Raw genomic sequence first — 16876 nt, forward strand, 5'->3', positions numbered from 1 at the left:
GCGCATGCCGACAGGCTAACCATCGCGGCGCCCCCTCACTCGTCGCCACCCCGAGCCGGAGCGCCGGGCCGCACCCGACAGGTCGAGCTCGGCGAGCACGTCGCGGACCGTCTCGAGCGACAGCCCGCTCGCGACGGCCAGTTCGTCGGTCTCCCGGGTCGCCGTCGTGCTGAGCGCGTCCAGCACCCGCATCGTCTCCGGGTCGAGCCGTCGGCCCTCGTACGAGGCGACGACGAGGTCGGTCGACACCCCCGCGAGTGCGAGGACCTCGTCGGCACCCGTCACGCACTCGGCCAGACCGGACCGGATCAGGGCGTGGCAGCCGACGGACGACGGCGAGGTGACCGGGCCGGGCACGGCCCCGACCGGACGACCGAGCGACTGCGCGTGGGCGGCCGTGTTCAGCGACCCCGAGCGGCCGCCGGCCTCGACCACGACGGTCGCGGCCGTCAACGCCGCGATCAGCCTGTTGCGTTGCAGGAACCGCCACCGCGACGGCTTGCCACCGCACGGAGCCTCGGAGATCACCAGACCCGTCTCGATGACGCGTCGCAGCAGGGCGTCGTGACCGGCCGGGTAGAGGTGGTCGACTCCCCCGGCCATGACGGCCACCGTCGTCGCCGAGGCGGCCAGGGCCGCCCGGTGGGCGGCACCGTCGATGCCGTAGGCGGCACCCGAGACGACCGCGAGACCCCGGTCGGCCACGCCGCCGGCGAGCTCGGCCGACACCTGCTCGCCGTAGGCCGTCGCCGCCCGCGAGCCGACGATCGCGATGCTCGACGTCGGCGCCGGAACGGACGCCGGACCTCGTGCCCAGAGGGCCACGGGAGCGTGATGACCGAGGTCGTCGAGGGCCTCGGGCCACAGCGGGGTGCCCGGCACGAGCAGCCTCGATCCCACCACGGTCGCCGTGCGGAACGACCGGAGGATCACGCTGGTCTCGAGACGGGGCCGCCATCTCGTGAGCGCCCGTCCGAGGTCGAGCCGCTCCACGTCGTCGCGGGTGGCCCCTGCCTCGACCAGGGCCCCCGCGAGCAGACCCGCGCGGGGGTCGTCGTGACCGACCGCCGCTTCGAGCACGAGGCGGAGCCCCACGGTCGGCCCGAGCAGGGACCGGACGACGCCACCCACCGCGTCACCCGGTTCGACCACACCTGTCCAGGCGCCCAGGGCGAACGCCTCGAGGGTCTGTGCCTCGCTGAACTCGTGGGCGCCGGGCAGGAGGGGCCGGACGAGGTCGGCCAGCTCGGCGGGGGTCGCCCGGAGCAGGTCGCTCACAGCGACTGCCGCATGCTCAGGGCCCGGACCACGTGACGGCGGACGGGGGCGGGTTCGTCGTCGAGGTCGGCGAGGGTCCAGGCGACGCGCAGCACGCGGTCGTAACCCCTCATCGTCAGGGCACCGGTCTCGAGAGCCCGATCGATGGGCCTTGAGTCCGCCACGGCCAGGCGGTTCGCCGGATCACGCAGCCAGGTTCCCGGGACCTCGCCGGACGACCGCCAGGGTGTTCCGTCGAGCCGGCGGGCGGCACGGCCGCGCGCCCGGTCGACGCGTTCGCGGGCCTGGCGTGTCGTCGTCGGGACGACGTCGGCCGAGGCTCGGAACTGAGACGAGCTGATGCGGGCCACCCGCAACTGCAGGTCGATGCGGTCCACGAGCGGCCCGGAGAGCTTGCCGAGGTACCGACGCCGCTGATGCGGGGAACAGCTGCAGTCGGAGTCGCGGGAACCGTACTGCCCGCAGGGGCAAGGATTGGCCGCGGCGACCAGCTGGAACCTCGCCGGGAAGCGAGCCACCGACCTCGACCGATGGACGACGGTCTCACCCGATTCGAGAGGCTGGCGAAGGCAGTCGAGGACCGTCTGCTGGAACTCGGGCGCCTCGTCGAGGAACAGCACGCCCCGGGTCGCCCTCGACGCGGCGCCGGGCCTGATGACCCCGCTGCCCCCGCCGACCAGGGCCGCCGCGCTGCAGGTGTGGTGGGGCGCCTCGAACGGCGGCCTCCGGTCGAGATCGCCCGTGACGGCGACCCCGGCCAACGAACGGATCGACGCGACCTCGAGGGCCGAATCGGCGTCGAGGTCGGGCAACAGACCGGGCAGACGGGCCGCCAGCATGCTCTTGCCTGCGCCGGGCGGCCCCACCATGAGGAGGTGGTGGCCGCCGGCCGCGGCGACGACGAGCGCCTCGACGGCGTCGACGTTGCCGATGACGTCCGCGAGGTCGAGTTCGGCCGGCACCGTCGGTTCGGTGCGCGATCGCGTGATGGCCTCGACCGGCTCGGGTTCGAGCCCTGCACCGTGCCAGATCGCTGCCTCGCGCAGGCTCGGCACGGCCACCACGCGGATGCCGGGGACGAGGGCGGCCTCGTCCGCGTTGTCGGTCGGCACCATGACGGTGGCGGCCCCTGCCCGGCGCGCACCCAACACGGCGGGCAGGACTCCGTCGACGGGCCTGAGCCGGCCGTCGAGCCCGAGCTCGCCCAGGTGGACGACGCCCTCGACGGACTCGGCGGGGACGACTTCGGCTGCGGCCAGGGCCGCGATGGCGATGCCGAGGTCGAAGGACGACCCCTGCTTGGGCAGCGACGCCGGTGACAGGTTGACGGTCAGCTTGCGCGCCGGCAAGGCGCACCCGGAGTTGGTCGCTGCGGACCGGACCCGGTCACGGGCCTCGCCCAGCGACGTGTCGGGCAGTCCGATGATCACGAACGCCGGCAGCCCGGCACCCATGTCGGCCTCGATCTCGACGAGGGCTCCGTCGACGCCCAGCAGGGCGACCGCCCGCGTCCGCGCCACGCTCATGCTCCGGCCCCGCGGACGTGGTCGATCCGCTCGTGCCCCGCGCACCGCTCGACCGTGATGCCCACGACGTCGATGCGCAACCCCCGGGGCGTCGAGGTGGGATGCGCCTGGCACCAGGCCCCCGCCAGCCGTCGCAGACGGGCCAGCTTGGCCGGCGTCACGGCCTCGAGCGCGTGGCCGTAGCCGGTGCCCGACCGCGTCTTGACCTCGACGACGACCACCTCGTCGCCGTCCAGGGCGACCACGTCGATCTCGCCTTCGCGGCACCGCCAGTTGCGCTCGACGACCCGCATGCCCTGCGCCTCGACGTACTCGGCCGCGACGTCCTCGCCGCGCCGACCCAATTCGTCCTTCTTCGCCATGTCTGACCTCCTGCCAGCAGGCTGGCGGAGGCACGCCCCTCGGAGGGCGGGCGGAGCATCGGCTGGGGACGCCACCGACCCGGCGGCGGCTGGGGACGAGCCGAGTCGAGACGCAGCGCGTCCCGCGCCAGGAGGTCGCGTGGCGACGGACGACTACTCGTCGAGTGCGAGTTCTTTCGGGAGCTCGAGGTCGCGGCTCGTGAGCTCTTCGACGTTGACGTCCTTGAAGGTGAGCACCCGGACCGACTTGACGAAGCGGTCGGAGCGATAGACGTCCCAGACCCAGACGTCGGTCATCGACAGTTCGAAGTAGAAGTCGTGCTCGGTGTCACGCCGGACCAGGTCGACCTCGTTGGCCAGGTAGAAACGCCGCTCGGTCTCGACCACGTAGCGGAACTGCGACACCACGTCGCGGTACTCGCGGTAGAGCGCGAGCTCGACCTCGCGGTCGTAGTCTTCGAAATCGTCCTCGTCCATCGGAGTCGAGCTTACGCGGCCCTCGGGGCAGCGGTCGCCGTCGTCCCTCTGCCGCCGGCGTAGGCGCTCGGGGTCAGTGCAGCCAGGTGAGGCGGTGCAGCGGCGACGGACCCAACTCGGACAGGGCCCCGTAGTGCGCCGACGAGCCGTAGCCCTTGTTGCCGGCCCAGGCGTAGCCCGGGTGGACGCCGTCGGCCTCGATCATCAGCCGGTCGCGTTCGACCTTGGCGATGACCGACGCCGCCGCCACCGACGCGCAGTCGCGGTCGGCCTTGACCCTGGTCGTGATGCGCGGAGGGGTGGCGAGCTGGGGTGACAGGTAGTCGTGGTTGCCGTCGAGCACCACCACGGACTGCATGATGCCCACACCGGCGTGGTGCAGCGCCGTGAGGGCACGCTTGCCGGCGAGCCCGAGGGCGACGACGATGCCCAGCCGGTCGACCTCGTGCGCTTCGGCGAAGCCCACCGCGTGATGGGACACCCACGACGTCGCCAGCGGGTAGAGGGCCTCGCGTCGCTTCTCGGACAGGAGCTTCGAGTCGCGCAGACCCGCGGGGACGTCGAGGCACTCGACGTGGACCGCCCCGAGCCCGACCGCGACCGGCCCGGCGATGGCTCCCCGACCGACCTCGTCGCAGCCGATCACCCAGGTCGCGCCGGCGGCGTGCAGCTCTCGTTCGTAGTCGAGGGTGGGGTCGACGACGGGGCTCATTCGCCCTCTCGCTCGGTGCCGCGGAAGACGTCGGGGTAGTCGCCGAGCCACGTCCAGCGCTCGGTCGGCCAGCTGATGACGAAGGCGCGTCCGACGACGTCGCTCATCGGGACGAACCCCTTGCTCGGGGTGGCGCCGTTGTAGCGGCTGTCCTTCGAGTTGTAGCGGTTGTCGCCCATCACCCAGAGGGAGTCGGCGGGCACCGTGACCGAGAAGTCGTCGGCCGAGACCCGGGTCTCGCCCGGGGGCAGGTTCACGTAGGGCTCGTCGAGGGGGACGCCGTTGACCGACATCTGGCCGAAGTCGTTGCAGCACTCGACGGTGTCGCCCGGCAGGCCGATGACCCGCTTGATCAGGTGGTCGTTGCTGTCTTGTGCGCCGAGCCCGACCAGCGTGAGGAACCACGAGAAGCCGTCGGACACCGGGTTGCCGGTGGTCGTGCTGATGGGAGCCGTGCCGTCGAGCCAGCCGCCCGGGTCGGTGAACACGACCACGTCGCCCCGCTTGACGTCGACGAGGTCGGGCACCAGCTCGTTGACGATGATGCGGTCGTTGATCTGGAGCGTCTGCTCCATCGACCCGGAGGGGATGTAGAACGACCGGATCAGGAACGTCTTGATCAGGAACGAGATCAGGAGGGCCGCCAGGAAGATGACGAGCACGTCGCGCACGAAGGTGCCGATGCCGCGCTTTCCGCCGTCGTCGCGTCGAGGACGCAGGGCGCGCCTCACTGTGTCATTCGTCATTTAACCACCCGAGCTCCCCGCCATCTTAGATGGCGAGGAGCTCGCGTGATGTCGCTGAGGGGCGTGACTAGTTGTCGCGCTTCTCCTTGATCTTGGCCTTCTTGCCACGCAGTTCGCGCAGGTAGTAGAGCTTGGCGCGACGGACGGCACCGCGGCTGACGACCTCGATGTGGTCGATGACCGGGGAGTGCACCGGGAAGGTGCGCTCGACGCCGACCTGGAAGCTCACCTTGCGGACCGTGAAGGTCTCGCGGATGCCCTCGTTCTGCTTGCCGATGACGACACCCTGGAAGACCTGGACGCGCGAGCGCGTGCCTTCGATGATGTTGACGTGCACCTTGACGGTGTCGCCGGCGCGGAAGTCGGGGACGTCCGAGCGGAGGTTGGCGGAGTCAACCGCGTCGAGGATGTGCATTGTCGTTCGCTCTCTGCAACCGCCACAGGTCGACTGCGTGTCTGGGGCGCGTCACGCGCCCGTCATGATGAAGAAGGTGTGCTCTGGATCGGCAGACTCCCCTGTGGCAGAGTCGTGCGCAGGCACAAGCGCCTATTGTGCCACAGCGCGGGCACCCGTGTCAGCCTCGCGGCGTGATGGTGATGACGGGGCCCTCGTCGCCGTAGCCGGGCCGACGCCCCGCGGCGGCCCCGGTGCCCGACGCGACCCGCTCGAGATCGGCGAGCGACGTGGCCATGCGGGCCCGCGCCTCCTTCGCGAACTGCCACAGGGCCGAGGCGAACAGGCCCACGCCCGCCGCGATCGTGACGACGGCGCAGAGGGCGAACAGGGCGGTCGAGAGGTCGAGGGACGAGACCCCGCCGGCGACCTGCGTGAAGGCCGACGCGGACGCGGACTCGGCGGAGCTGTCGACGATGAAGAACCCCACGCCGAGCTGGCCGAGCCAGGACAGGGCGAGCAGACCCGCGTCGGCCCACGACACGGCCTTCGCCCGCCGGACGCTGCGGCGGCCCACCACCACGCCGGTGGCCACCGCCTGCCCGACGAAGAGCAGGGGAACGAGCAGCAACTGGCCGACGAACTGCAGGCCCAGCGGGACGCCGAAGAACGCCCGACCCAGCAGCACCCAGAGCGGCAACACGAAGACGGCCACCCAGAGGAGGCGGTAGAAGATCCTGCGCGTCGTCATGCGGTCGAGGCTACGAGGGCTTCGTGAAGAATGGCTGCATGATCGAACTGCGCACCCCCGACGAGATCGAACGCATGCGACCCGCCGGAGTCTTCGTCGCCCGCGTGCTCGAGGCGACCCGTGCGGCCGCGCGACCCGGCGTCGACCTGCTCGACCTCGACGCGCTCGCGCACCGCATGATCCGCGAGGCGGGGGCCGAGAGCTGCTACGTCGACTACCACCCGTCGTTCGGGGCGAGCCCGTTCGGCAAGGTCATCTGCACGTCGGTCAACGACGCGGCCCTGCACGGCCTGCCGCATCGCTACCGACTGCGCGACGGAGACCTGCTCAGCCTCGACTTCGCCGCCTCGGTGGACGGTTGGGTCGCCGACTCGGCCGTGTCGTTCGTCGTCGGCGAGCGGGCGTCGCCCGAGGACCTCCGCCTGATCGAGACGTGCGAGGTGGCCCTCGACGCCGGCATCGCGGCCTTGAGGCCGGGCGCCAAGCTCGGCGACGTCTCGGCCGCGATCGGACAGGTCGCTCGCGGGGCGGGTTACGACGTCAACCTGCAGTTCGGCGGCCACGGGGTCGGACGCACCATGCACGGCGACCCCCACGTGCCGAACGACGGGCGTGCGGGGCGCGGGTGGCCCGTCCGACCGGGCCTCGTCGTCGCGATCGAGCCGTGGCTGATGCGCGGCACGGACGCGATCGTGACCGACGCCGACGGCTGGACGCTCCGCAGCGTCGACGGCTCACGGGCCGCACACGTCGAGCACACCGTCGCCGTCACCGAGGACGGGCCGCTCGTGCTCACCGCGCGCGGGTGACCCGGACGGGCCGTCCCCGGCGGACCCTCCCCGGCGGGTCGGACCGGGACGCCCGGACCGCGCAGGCTCGGCCCGATCAGTCGAGCAGGTCGGGCCGTACCCGGCGGGTGCGCTCGAGCTGCTGCTCGCGACGCCAGGTCGCGATCGCCGCGTGGTTGCCGCTCAGCAGCACCGGAGGCACGTCGAGACCCCGCCAGGACGCCGGCTTGGTGTAGCTGGGGTACTCGAGCAGGCCGTCTTCGTGGCTCTCTTCGGTGAGGCTCTCGGGGTTGCCCACGACGCCCGGGACGAGACGACCGATGGCCTCGATCATCGCCGTGACGGCGACCTCGCCACCGTTCAGCACGTAGTCGCCCAGGCTGATCTCGCGCACCGTCGCCCGGGTGGCGGCGTGCTCGACGACGCGCTGGTCGATGCCCTCGTACCGGCCGCAGGTGAAGACCAGGTGCGGAGCGAACGCGAGCTCGCGAGCCGTGGCCTGGGTGAAGGGCGTGCCGGCCGGCGACGGAACGATCATGATCGTGTCGTCGGGCGTGGACGTCTCGCCGAAGACGTGGTCGAGCGCCTCGCCCCAGGGCTCGGGCCGCATGACCATGCCTGCCCCGCCACCGTAGGGGGTGTCGTCGACGGTGCGGTGCCGGTCGTGCGTGAAGTCACGCAGGTCGTGCACCTCGACGTCGAGCAGCTTCTGCTGCCGCGCCTTGCCGAGCAGCGAGATGTCGAGCACCCCGAAGAACTCGGGGAAGATCGACACGATGTCGATGCGCACGCGTCAGCGCTCGTCGTCGGGAGCGGACTCGCCGTCGGAGGCCGGTTCGTCGACGCCGTCGGCGACCGACTGGTCGACGTCGTCGGAGGCCGGCTCGTCGTCGGTGTCGTCGGCCAGCTCTTCGAAGAGCCCCTGCGGCGGGGTCACGACGACCACACCGGCCTCGACGTCGACCTTCGGCACGAGGGCCGAGACGAACGGGACCAGCACCTCGCCCGACGCGGTGTCGACCGCGAGGAGGTCTTGAGCCGGCAGGTGGTCGACCCGGGCCACGGTGCCCACGACGACGCCGTCACGCTCGACGCGGAGGCCGACCAACTGGTGGTCGTACCAGGCGTCGTCCTCGTGGGGCAGTTCGTCGGCGTCCTGGTCGACCCAGAGGATCGCCTTGACGAGCGACTCGGCCGCCGTGCGGTCGTCGACCCCCTCGAAGAAGCCCACCGGGTGGCTGTTGTACCAGCGCAACTCGGTGAGGGTGAGGGTCTGGTCGTGCCAGGCGCTGTCGGCAGGCACCTGGAGGCGGAACACGGCGCCCGGCACGAAGCGCTGCTCGGGGGTGTCGGTGAAGAGTTCGAGCTTGAGGGCGCCCTTGAGGCCGTGGGCCTTGGTGAGGCGCCCCACCCGGAGTTCGGTCTTGCGGTCGGACGGCACGGTTCTAGAGATCGCCGTCGACGACGTCGACCCGGACCCGCTTGCCGTCGGCCAGCGCGGTGATCAGGGTCCGGAGGGCCTTGGCGGTGCGACCGGCACGGCCGATGACGCGACCGAGGTCGTCCGCGTGGACGTGCACCTCGAGGACGTCGCCTCGTGGGGAGTTCTTCTCCACGACCTGCACCTCGTCCGGGTGATCGACGATCCCCCGGACGAGGTGTTCGAGTGCAGGTGCGAGCACCGACTACGCCTCGGTGGTCTCGGCGTCGTCGCTGGACTCGGCGGGAGCCTCGGCCTTGGCCGCGGGCTTCTCGGTCTTGGGCACGAGGACCGGCTTCTTCTTCTCGTCGGCGACGAAGGCCTCTTTCGGAGCCTTGGTCTTGACGGTGCTGACGGCGTCGGCGTCGCCCTTGAACTTGCCCCAGTCGCCCGTGAGCTTCAGCAGCGCGGCGACCTGCTCGGTCGGCTGAGCGCCGACGCCGAGCCAGTACTGCGCACGCTCGGACTCGACCTCGATGAACGAGGGCTCCTCGGTGGGGTGGTACTTGCCGATCTCTTCGATGACGCGACCGTCACGCTTGGTGCGCGAGTCGGCGACGACGATGCGGTAGTAGGGGGCGCGGATCTTGCCCATGCGCTTGAGACGGATCTTGACAGCCACAATTCTCCTGTGTGATGTGATGTGGGCGAGTTGCCAGCCGTGAGCGTGGGGGCACACTCGGCTCGAAAGCTCTGATGGGAGTCGAACGTCGTCTGATTAGAGGGTCGGACGACAGAAGACTCGACCTCCCATTGTTGCAGACGAAAGGCCATCTGCACGAATTGCGTCGCGTCGTGTCCGACACCGCGCCTCCTCGGCGTCACCGGACGTCACGGGCGGCGCAGGCCGGCCCGCCGGACGGCCCCGACCGGCACCCGACTGGCAGGATGGAACCGCCCTGACGCCCATGGGAAGGCCACGCGGATGCGCATCGATTTCACGACCTCAGAACGGTCGACCCTCGGCGTCGAGTGGGAGCTCGCCCTCGTCGACCACGAGTCGGGAGAACTGGCGCCGCACGCCCCGGCGATCCTCGCCGACCTGGCCCACGTCAACGACGGCGGTCCGGAACGGTTGACCACCGAACTGCTCACCAACACGGTCGAGGTCGTCACGGGCGTGCACCGTCGGGTCGCCGACGCCGTCGACGACCTCCGGGGCACGATCGACCTGGTCCGGGGCCCGGCCTCCGTGCTCGGCGCCGACCTCATGTGCGCCGGGACGCATCCCTACAGCCGCTACGCCGACCAGGAGGTGACGCCCGACAAGGAGCGTTACGCCACCCTGATCGACCGGACGCGGTGGTGGGGCCGCCAGATGATGATCTGGGGCGTCCACGTCCACGTCGGCATCGACGACCAGGACAAGGTGCTGCCGATCCTCAACGGCATGCTCACCTACCTGCCGCACTTCCAGGCGCTGACGGCGTCCAGCCCGTTCTGGGTCGGCGAGGAGACCGGGTACGCCTCGAACCGCGCCCTGATGTTCCAGCAACTCCCGACGGCGGGCTTGCCGCCCCAGTTCGCGACCTGGTCCGAGTACGAGGCCATGGTCGCCGACATGACCCACACCGGCGTGATCGACGACCACAGCGAGTTGCGCTGGGACCTCCGCCCCTCACCGAAGTGGGGCACCCTCGAGACGCGCGTCTTCGACGGCATCGCGACGACCGACGAGCTCGCCGCCGTGACGGCACTGGTGCAGTGCCTCGTCGACGACATGTCCGAGCGGCTCGACCGCGGCGAGACCCTGACGAGCATGCAGCCGTGGTTCGTCCGTGAGAACAAGTGGCGCGCCGCCCGCTACGGCATGGACGCCATCGTGATCCAGAACGCGGCCGGCGACGAACGACTGGTGACGGACGACCTGCGCGAACTCGTGACGTCGCTCGAGCCGGCGGCCGAACGCCTCGGCTGCCTCGACGAACTGCACTCGCTCGCGACGATCACCGACCGCGGGGCCAGCTACCAACGTCAGCTCACCGTCGCCGCCGCGCACGGGGGCGACCTGCGCCCCGTCGTGGCGTCGCTGGTCCGCGAGTTCGACGAAGGGCTGTCCGCAGCCGAGTGACCAGCCGCCTGCGGTGCGGCGGGCACACGACGACGCCCGCCCCGCAGCAGGCGGGGCGGGCGTCGAGGGCCGTCAGGAGGCGCGGGTCGGCTCAGCCGCGTCCGAGCATCTTCTGCAGCGACGCGAGTTCTTCGGGTGAGGGCGCCGCGCCACCCGCGGCGGCCCCGCCGCCGCCGAGCCCGAAGCCCGAGCCGCCCGGAGCCGAGGACGCCGACCTGGCACCCGTGGTGAGGGCGGCGTTCTGTGCGGCACGCTTGGCCGGGTTGCCGGCCTTTGAGCCCTTCTTCTTGGGCTGCGCCTTCTTGCCGGCGTACGAGGCCCCGGGGATCGGCCCCATGCCGGGCACCTGGGGCACGCCGCCCTTGGCGACGGTCTTCATCATCTTCGACGCCTGCTCGAAGCGCTGGACGAGCTGGTTGACGTCGGTGACCGTCATGCCCGAACCGCGGGCGATGCGGAGGCGACGCGAGCCGTTGAGCAGCTTGGGCATCGCTCGCTCTTGCTTGGTCATCGACTGGATGATCGCCTCGGTGCGGACGATCTCGCGTTCGTCGAAGTTCTCGAGTTGCTCGCGCATGCCCTTGGCACCCGGCAGCATCCCGAGCATGCCCTTGATCGAACCCATCTTGCGCAGCTGCTGCATCTGCGTGAGGAAGTCGTCGAGCGTGAAGGAGTCGGTCGCGATCTTCTGCGCGACCGCCATCGCCTCTTCTTCGTCGAAGGCCTGCTGGGCCTGCTCGATGAGCGAGAGGATGTCGCCGAGGTCGAGGATGCGGCTCGCCATGCGGTCGGGGTGGAACGGCTCGAAGTCGTCGAGCGACTCGCCCGTCGAGGCGAACATGATGGGGCGGCCGGTGACCGAGGCCACGCTGAGTGCGGCACCACCGCGGGCGTCTCCGTCGAGCTTGGAGAGCACGACGCCGGTGAAGTCCACCCCGTCTTGGAAGGCCTTGGCGGTCGCGACGGCGTCCTGACCGATCATCGCGTCGATGACGAAGAGCACCTCGTCGGGATCGACCGCCTTGCGGATGTTCGCGGCCTGCTTCATGAGCTCGGCGTCGACGCCGAGACGGCCGGCCGTGTCGACGATGACCGTGTCGTACTGCTTGTCGCGGGCGTACTTGATGGCCTGCTTCGCGACCTTGACGGGGTCGCCGACGCCGTTGCCCGGCTCGGGCGCGAAGACGTGGGCGCCGGCCTGCTCACCGACGACCTGCAGCTGCGTCACCGCGTTGGGGCGCTGGAGGTCGGCCGCCACGAGCATGGGCGTGTGGCCGTCCTTCGCGAGCCACTTGGCCAGCTTGCCCGCGAGGGTCGTCTTGCCGGCACCCTGGAGGCCCGCGAGCATGATCACGGTCGGCGGGTTCTTCGCGAACTCGAGCCGGCGCTGCTGACCACCGAGGATCTGCACCAGTTCTTCGTTGACGATCTGGACGACCTGCTGCGCCGGGTTCAGGGCCTTGCTGACCTCGTCGCCGAGGGCGCGGTCGCGGACCGTGTTCGTGAAGGCCTTGACGACGTCGAACGCGACGTCGGCGTCGAGCAGGGCACGACGGATCTCGCGCACGGTGCCGTCGACGTCGGCGGGGCTCAGCTTGCCCTTGTTGCGGAGGTTCTTGAACGTTTCCGCGAGGCGGTCGGAGAGGGTTCCAAAAGTGGCCATGGTGCGCCCATCTTAACCGACCGTCGGCCTCCTGTGCTGCGTGGCCGCGCCTCCTCGGTCCGTCGTTGTTGTACCGAGTGCATCAATGGGCTTAGCCTCGGGGTGTGACCACGACGCGACGCACGGGCCTCACGGGCCCGCCACTCGACTACGACGAGGGCCTGCGCCTGCAGCGCGAGCTGCACGCCGACGTCGTGGCCGGCCGACTGGACTCGGCCCTCGTCCTCTGCCAGCACCCGTCGGTGTACACGGCGGGCACGCGGACGCAGCCCGCCGACCTGCCGCGCGACGGCTCCCCCGTGACCCGGGTGGACCGCGGCGGACGCATCACGTGGCACGGCCCCGGCCAGCTCGTGGCGTACCCGATCGTGCGCCTGCCCGAACCGCTGGACGTCGTCGCCCACGTCCGGGCGCTCGAGGCGTGCCTGATCGCCGTGTGCTCGGGCGTCGGGGTGTCGGCCGTCCGCGTCGAGGGGCGCAGCGGCGCCTGGGTGCGCGGACCGCTCGGCGACGAGAAGGTCGCGGCGGTCGGCGTGCGGGTCGCCGAGGGAGTGACGATGCACGGCGTCGCCCTCAACTGCGACGCCGACCTGTCGTCGTACGCCGGGATCGTGCCCTGCGGCATCACCGACGCCGGCGTGACCAGCCTGACCCGCGCCTCCGGGAGGCGCGTGGCCGTGACCGACGTCGCGGACGCCCTCGAGACCTCCCTGACCGCCTACCTGACCAGCCTCGAGACCGCCGGCCGCGTGCCGGCCCGAACCGACCCCGTGGGAGCCCACCGATGACGACGACCGCCCCCGAGGGACGACGCCTGCTGCGCGTCGAGGCCCGCAACGCCGAGACCCCGATCGAGAAGAAGCCGACCTGGATCAGGACGACCGCGAGGCAGGGCCCCGAGTACCGCGCCCTGACCGAGCTCGTGGTCGACAAGAAGCTGCACACGGTCTGCCAGGAGGCCGGCTGCCCGAACATCTTCGAGTGCTGGGAGGACCGCGAGGCCACGTTCCTGATCGGCGGCTCGCAGTGCACGCGGCGCTGCGACTTCTGTCAGATCGACACGGGCAGGCCGAGCCCGATCGACCGCCGCGAGCCCCTTTCGGTCGCGGAGTCGGTGCGCGAGATGGGGCTGCGCTACGCGACCGTCACGGGCGTCGCGCGCGACGACCTGGACGATGGAGGCGCGTGGCTCTACGCCGAGACCATCCGTCGCATCCACGAGCTGAACCCGGGCACGGGCGTCGAGATCCTCGTCCCCGACTTCAACGGTCGCCCCGAACTGCTCGCGCAGGTCTTCGACGCCCGTCCCGAGGTCTTCGCCCACAACGTCGAGACCGTGCCGCGCATCTTCAAGCGCATCCGCCCCGCGTTCACCTTCGAGCGGTCGCTCGACGTCATCCGGCAGGGGCACGACGCCGGCCTGGTCACCAAGTCGAACCTCATCCTCGGCATGGGCGAGGAACGCGACGAGGTGATCGACGCCCTCGAGCGCCTGAGGGAGGCGCACACCGACGTCATCACGCTGACCCAGTACCTGCGTCCCAGCCCGCGACACCTGCCGGTGGCGCGATGGGTGCACCCGGACGAGTTCGTCGACTTCCGAGAGATCGCGGAGGACATGGGGTTCAGCGGCGTGCTGGCCGGGCCGCTCGTGCGCTCGTCGTACCGGGCGGGCCGCCTCTGGGCGAGGGCGACCGAGGCGCGGGGCGAGGTCGTGCCCGAGGCGCTGCGACACCTGCTCGAGGCCGGGGCCGGGCGCCAGGCCGTGTGACCCGTGCCCGCCGGGGCGCGCTACGCGATGAGGTTCTGGACGAACACGTGCGGCGTGAAGCCCGTGAGGTCGCCGATGCCCTCGCCCTGCCCGACCAGCTTGATCGGGATGCCCGTCTGTTCTTGCACCGCGAGGACGAAGCCGCCGCGGGCCGAACCGTCGAGCTTCGTCAGCACGAGGCCCGTGACCCCGGCGTGCTCGATGAAAGCCTGCGCCTGGGCGAGGCCGTTCTGACCCGTCGTCGCGTCGAGCACGAGCAGCACCTCGGCGATCTCGGTCTGCTTCTCGACGACGCGCTTGATCTTGCCGAGCTCGTCCATCAGGCCCGACTTCGTCTGCAGGCGCCCGGCGGTGTCGATCAGGACGATCTCGATGCCCTCGCGCATGGCGAGCTCGACCGTCTGGAACGCCACGGACGCGGGGTCCTGCCCCTGTTGCTGCGGGCGGACGATGCGCGCTCCCGCCCGATCGGCCCAGGTCGCGACCTGCTCGACGGCCGCGGCCCGGAACGTGTCGGCCGCGCCCACGACGACCGAGCGGTCGTAGTTGCGGAGGAACTTGGCGAACTTGCCGATGGTGGTCGTCTTGCCGACGCCGTTGACGCCGACCATGAGCACGACGGCGGGTCGCGCGCTGAGCTTGAGGGTCGAGTCGAGCTTGGAGAGGCGCTCTTCGAGGGTCTCGCGCAGCATGCGCTTGAGGTCGGCGGGGTCGGTGGTCGAGTAGCGCTGCACCTTCGCCTGCAGGTCGTCGATGATCTGCTCGGTCACGTCCGGGCCGAAGTCGGCGCCGATCAGGGCGGCCTCGAGGTCGTCCCACGTGGTCTCGTCGATCGTCTTCTTGGCGAACATGCCACGGAGGGCACCGGAGAGGGACCAGGGAGAAGCCATGCGGGCCAGCATATTCGGCCCCGGGCGAGACCGCGGACGTGCAGAGGCTGTAAGCTCGCCAGGTTGAAGGGGAGTACTCCCACGCGGTGGCGTCGTCAATACGGAAGAGACCGATCTCGACCCGGTGCACCGGTTCGCAGCCGTCCTGATCAGGACGCGTCGCGAGTGGAGGAGACCTTCGGTACCCGCTGCGTACTGGAGGTACACACATGGACGTCCACTTCTTGACCTGGGCGATCACCATCGCCGGCATCATCGGCCTGCTGTTCTTCGACTTCTTCAGTCACGTGCGCACGCCGCACGAGCCGACCATCCGCGAATCGGCCATCTGGTCGGGCGTCTACATCGGCATCGCCGTCCTGTTCGGCGTCGGGGTCGGCGTCTTCTCGAACTGGACGTTCGGTGGCGAGTACTTCGCCGGCTACATCACCGAGAAGGCCCTCTCGGTCGACAACCTGTTCGTCTTCCTGATCATCATGACGAGCTTCGCGGTGCCCCGCATCTACCAGCAGAAGGTGCTGCTCGTCGGCATCGCCATCGCCCTGCTGTCGCGTGGTCTGTTCATCGCGGCGGGCGTCGTCATCATCGAGAACTTCTCGTGGGTCTTCTACCTCTTCGGCATCCTGCTCTTCTGGCTCGCCTACAGCCAGGTCAAGGGCGGCCACGGCGACGACGAGAAGGACGAGGCGGACAGCAAGCTCATCCGCGCCCTGCGCCGCGTCATCCCCACCTCGCAGGACTACGACGGCCAGAAGCTGACCACCAAGGTCGACGGCAAGCGCCTCTTCACCCCGCTCTTCCTCGTGATGGTCGCGATCGGCCTGACCGACGTGCTCTTCGCGCTCGACTCGATCCCGGCCATCTTCGGCCTCACGCAAGAGGCCTACATCGTCTTCACGGCGAACGCGTTCTCGCTGCTCGGCCTGCGCCAGCTGTACTTCCTCATCTCGGGCCTGCTCGAGCGCCTCGTCTACCTCGCCCAGGGCCTCGCGGTCATCCTCGCCTTCATCGGCGTCAAGCTGCTGTTCCACGCCCTGCACGTCAACGAGGTGCCGTTCATCAACGGTGGCGAGCCGATCACCTGGATCCCCGAGATCCCGATCTGGTTCTCCCTCGGCTTCATCGTGCTGACGATCGCCGTCGCGACCGTCGCCAGCCTCGCGAAGACCCGTCGGGACGCCCGGACGAAGGCCGGCGTCACGGCGAACACCGACGACGACCACTGATCCCCCGACGGGCGGTCCCCACCGGGGCCGCCCGTCGCCACTCCCCCGCGGCACCCCCCGCGGCCGCACCACGGAACGGAACACCCCGATGCGCCTCGAACTCATCCGCCACGGTCAGACCGACTGGAACCTCGCCGACAAGCTCCAGGGCTCCTCGGACATCCCCCTGAACGACACGGGCCGCGGCCAGGCCCTCGAGGCGGCTCGCCTGCTGGCCGGCGTCGAGTGGAGCGCCATCGTGTCGTCGCCGCTCGGGCGTGCCCGCGAGACCGCGGAGATCATCGCCGCCGAACTGGGCATCGAGCTGGGTGACGCCTACGACGAACTCATCGAGCGCGACTACGCGTCGCACGAGGGCCGCACCCCCGAGTCGCCGATCCCCGACCAGCCGAACGCGGACTACCCCGACATCGAACCGCGCGAGTCGGTCGCGGCCCGCGGCCTCGGCGCCCTCGAGATGATCCGCGACACGCGGCTGCCCCTCGACGGTGACGACGCCCACATCGTCGTCGTCTGCCACGGCACGATCATCCGGTTCACCCTCGCCGAGATCCTCGGTCGCGAGGTGCCGCACATCGAGAACGCCGCGGCGAACACGGTCGAGTGGGACGGCACCGCCTGGCACGTGCTGAGCATCAACGGCGGGGTCGTCGACACGCCGATCGACTGACACCCCGGTGCCCCACGGGGCGCGACGAGAACGCAGGAGGCGCGGCCACGCAGGTCGCGCCTCCTGCGTTT

At 70.6% G+C, this 16876-nt stretch carries 20 protein-coding genes; 6 read left to right on the forward strand and 14 right to left on the reverse strand.

Annotation, left to right across the window (positions count from 1 at the left end; translation table 11 throughout):
• Positions 1-15: 15 nt before the first annotated feature.
• The 8 genes from dprA to ACIOSR_RS03235 form a co-directional block, all read right to left on the reverse strand.
• Positions 16-1278 (reverse strand): DNA-processing protein DprA, encoded by a 1263-nt coding sequence (gene dprA / locus ACIOSR_RS03200; RefSeq protein WP_199736206.1) that lies wholly within the window; start codon positions 1276-1278, stop codon positions 16-18.
• Entirely contained in the window at positions 1275-2804 is a 1530-nt protein-coding gene (locus ACIOSR_RS03205) for a YifB family Mg chelatase-like AAA ATPase (RefSeq protein ID WP_402751826.1), read from the reverse strand. Before ACIOSR_RS03205 ends, dprA begins: the two co-directional genes overlap by 4 nt.
• On the reverse strand, positions 2801-3166 hold the full coding sequence (locus ACIOSR_RS03210; RefSeq protein ID WP_173151084.1) for a YraN family protein: 366 nt from the start codon (positions 3164-3166) through the stop codon (positions 2801-2803). Before ACIOSR_RS03210 ends, ACIOSR_RS03205 begins: the two co-directional genes overlap by 4 nt.
• Positions 3167-3319: 153 nt before the next feature.
• Positions 3320-3643, reverse strand: coding sequence for a DUF2469 domain-containing protein (locus ACIOSR_RS03215; protein ID WP_056046179.1), 324 nt, complete (start codon positions 3641-3643; stop codon positions 3320-3322).
• A gap of 73 nt (positions 3644-3716) precedes the next feature.
• Positions 3717-4355 (reverse strand): ribonuclease HII, encoded by a 639-nt coding sequence (locus ACIOSR_RS03220; protein ID WP_123570348.1) that lies wholly within the window; start codon positions 4353-4355, stop codon positions 3717-3719.
• A complete protein-coding gene (gene lepB / locus ACIOSR_RS03225) occupies positions 4352-5101 on the reverse strand; it encodes a signal peptidase I (protein WP_056046184.1) in 750 nt (249 codons plus the stop codon). Before lepB ends, ACIOSR_RS03220 begins: the two co-directional genes overlap by 4 nt.
• Positions 5102-5168: 67 nt before the next feature.
• Entirely contained in the window at positions 5169-5516 is a 348-nt protein-coding gene (gene rplS / locus ACIOSR_RS03230; RefSeq protein ID WP_043596315.1) for a 50S ribosomal protein L19, read from the reverse strand.
• A 160-nt stretch (positions 5517-5676) separates the two neighbouring features.
• Complete coding sequence (locus ACIOSR_RS03235; RefSeq protein ID WP_402751827.1) at positions 5677-6246, reverse strand: hypothetical protein; 570 nt, start codon at positions 6244-6246, stop codon at positions 5677-5679.
• A 38-nt stretch (positions 6247-6284) separates the two neighbouring features.
• On the opposite strand from ACIOSR_RS03235, the gene map reads away from it, so the two are divergent.
• Positions 6285-7055: a type I methionyl aminopeptidase gene (map, locus tag ACIOSR_RS03240; RefSeq protein ID WP_402751828.1), complete on the forward strand. Its 771-nt coding sequence runs from the start codon at positions 6285-6287 to the stop codon at positions 7053-7055.
• 76 nt (positions 7056-7131) lie between these two features.
• On the opposite strand, the gene trmD is transcribed toward map, so the two are convergent.
• Genes trmD through rpsP form a run of 4 tightly spaced genes read right to left on the reverse strand, consistent with a single transcriptional unit; the run spans position 7132 to position 9136 of the window.
• On the reverse strand, positions 7132-7824 hold the full coding sequence (gene trmD, locus ACIOSR_RS03245) for a tRNA (guanosine(37)-N1)-methyltransferase TrmD (protein ID WP_054145618.1): 693 nt from the start codon (positions 7822-7824) through the stop codon (positions 7132-7134).
• Positions 7825-7827: 3 nt separating this feature from the next.
• On the reverse strand, positions 7828-8475 hold the full coding sequence (gene rimM / locus ACIOSR_RS03250) for a ribosome maturation factor RimM (RefSeq protein ID WP_402751829.1): 648 nt from the start codon (positions 8473-8475) through the stop codon (positions 7828-7830).
• Between the two features lie 4 nt (positions 8476-8479).
• The gene (locus ACIOSR_RS03255) at positions 8480-8716 is read right to left on the reverse strand and encodes an RNA-binding protein (protein WP_043596309.1); all 237 of its coding nucleotides are present in this window, start codon (positions 8714-8716) and stop codon (positions 8480-8482) included.
• Between the two features lie 3 nt (positions 8717-8719).
• Positions 8720-9136, reverse strand: a complete 417-nt coding sequence (gene rpsP / locus ACIOSR_RS03260; protein WP_123570351.1) for a 30S ribosomal protein S16 — start codon at positions 9134-9136, stop codon at positions 8720-8722.
• A gap of 303 nt (positions 9137-9439) precedes the next feature.
• On the opposite strand from rpsP, the gene ACIOSR_RS03265 reads away from it, so the two are divergent.
• Positions 9440-10585, forward strand: coding sequence for a glutamate--cysteine ligase (locus ACIOSR_RS03265; RefSeq protein ID WP_123570352.1), 1146 nt, complete (start codon positions 9440-9442; stop codon positions 10583-10585).
• 91 nt (positions 10586-10676) lie between these two features.
• Here the strand turns inward: ACIOSR_RS03265 and ffh are convergent, their stop codons facing one another.
• Entirely contained in the window at positions 10677-12248 is a 1572-nt protein-coding gene (ffh, locus tag ACIOSR_RS03270; protein ID WP_173151088.1) for a signal recognition particle protein, read from the reverse strand.
• 104 nt (positions 12249-12352) lie between these two features.
• Here ffh and lipB point away from each other — a divergent pair, with 104 nt between their 5' ends.
• Both lipB and lipA read left to right on the forward strand, forming a co-directional pair.
• Complete coding sequence (gene lipB, locus ACIOSR_RS03275) at positions 12353-13036, forward strand: lipoyl(octanoyl) transferase LipB (RefSeq protein ID WP_402751830.1); 684 nt, start codon at positions 12353-12355, stop codon at positions 13034-13036.
• Positions 13033-14019, forward strand: a complete 987-nt coding sequence (lipA, locus tag ACIOSR_RS03280; RefSeq protein ID WP_173151092.1) for a lipoyl synthase — start codon at positions 13033-13035, stop codon at positions 14017-14019. The genes lipB and lipA overlap by 4 nt, the downstream gene beginning before the upstream one ends.
• 20 nt (positions 14020-14039) lie before the next feature.
• Here lipA and ftsY read toward each other — a convergent pair whose 3' ends face one another.
• The gene (ftsY, locus tag ACIOSR_RS03285) at positions 14040-14921 is read right to left on the reverse strand and encodes a signal recognition particle-docking protein FtsY (RefSeq protein ID WP_369794381.1); all 882 of its coding nucleotides are present in this window, start codon (positions 14919-14921) and stop codon (positions 14040-14042) included.
• 197 nt (positions 14922-15118) lie between these two features.
• On the opposite strand from ftsY, the gene ACIOSR_RS03290 reads away from it, so the two are divergent.
• Both ACIOSR_RS03290 and ACIOSR_RS03295 read left to right on the forward strand, forming a co-directional pair.
• Entirely contained in the window at positions 15119-16135 is a 1017-nt protein-coding gene (locus ACIOSR_RS03290; protein ID WP_173151094.1) for a TerC family protein, read from the forward strand.
• An 88-nt stretch (positions 16136-16223) separates the two neighbouring features.
• A complete protein-coding gene (locus tag ACIOSR_RS03295; protein ID WP_056046205.1) occupies positions 16224-16805 on the forward strand; it encodes a histidine phosphatase family protein in 582 nt (193 codons plus the stop codon).
• Positions 16806-16876 lie beyond the last annotated feature (71 nt).

Source organism: Frigoribacterium sp. NPDC087798, from assembly GCF_044742985.1.
Lineage (GTDB): Bacteria > Actinomycetota > Actinomycetes > Actinomycetales > Microbacteriaceae > Frigoribacterium.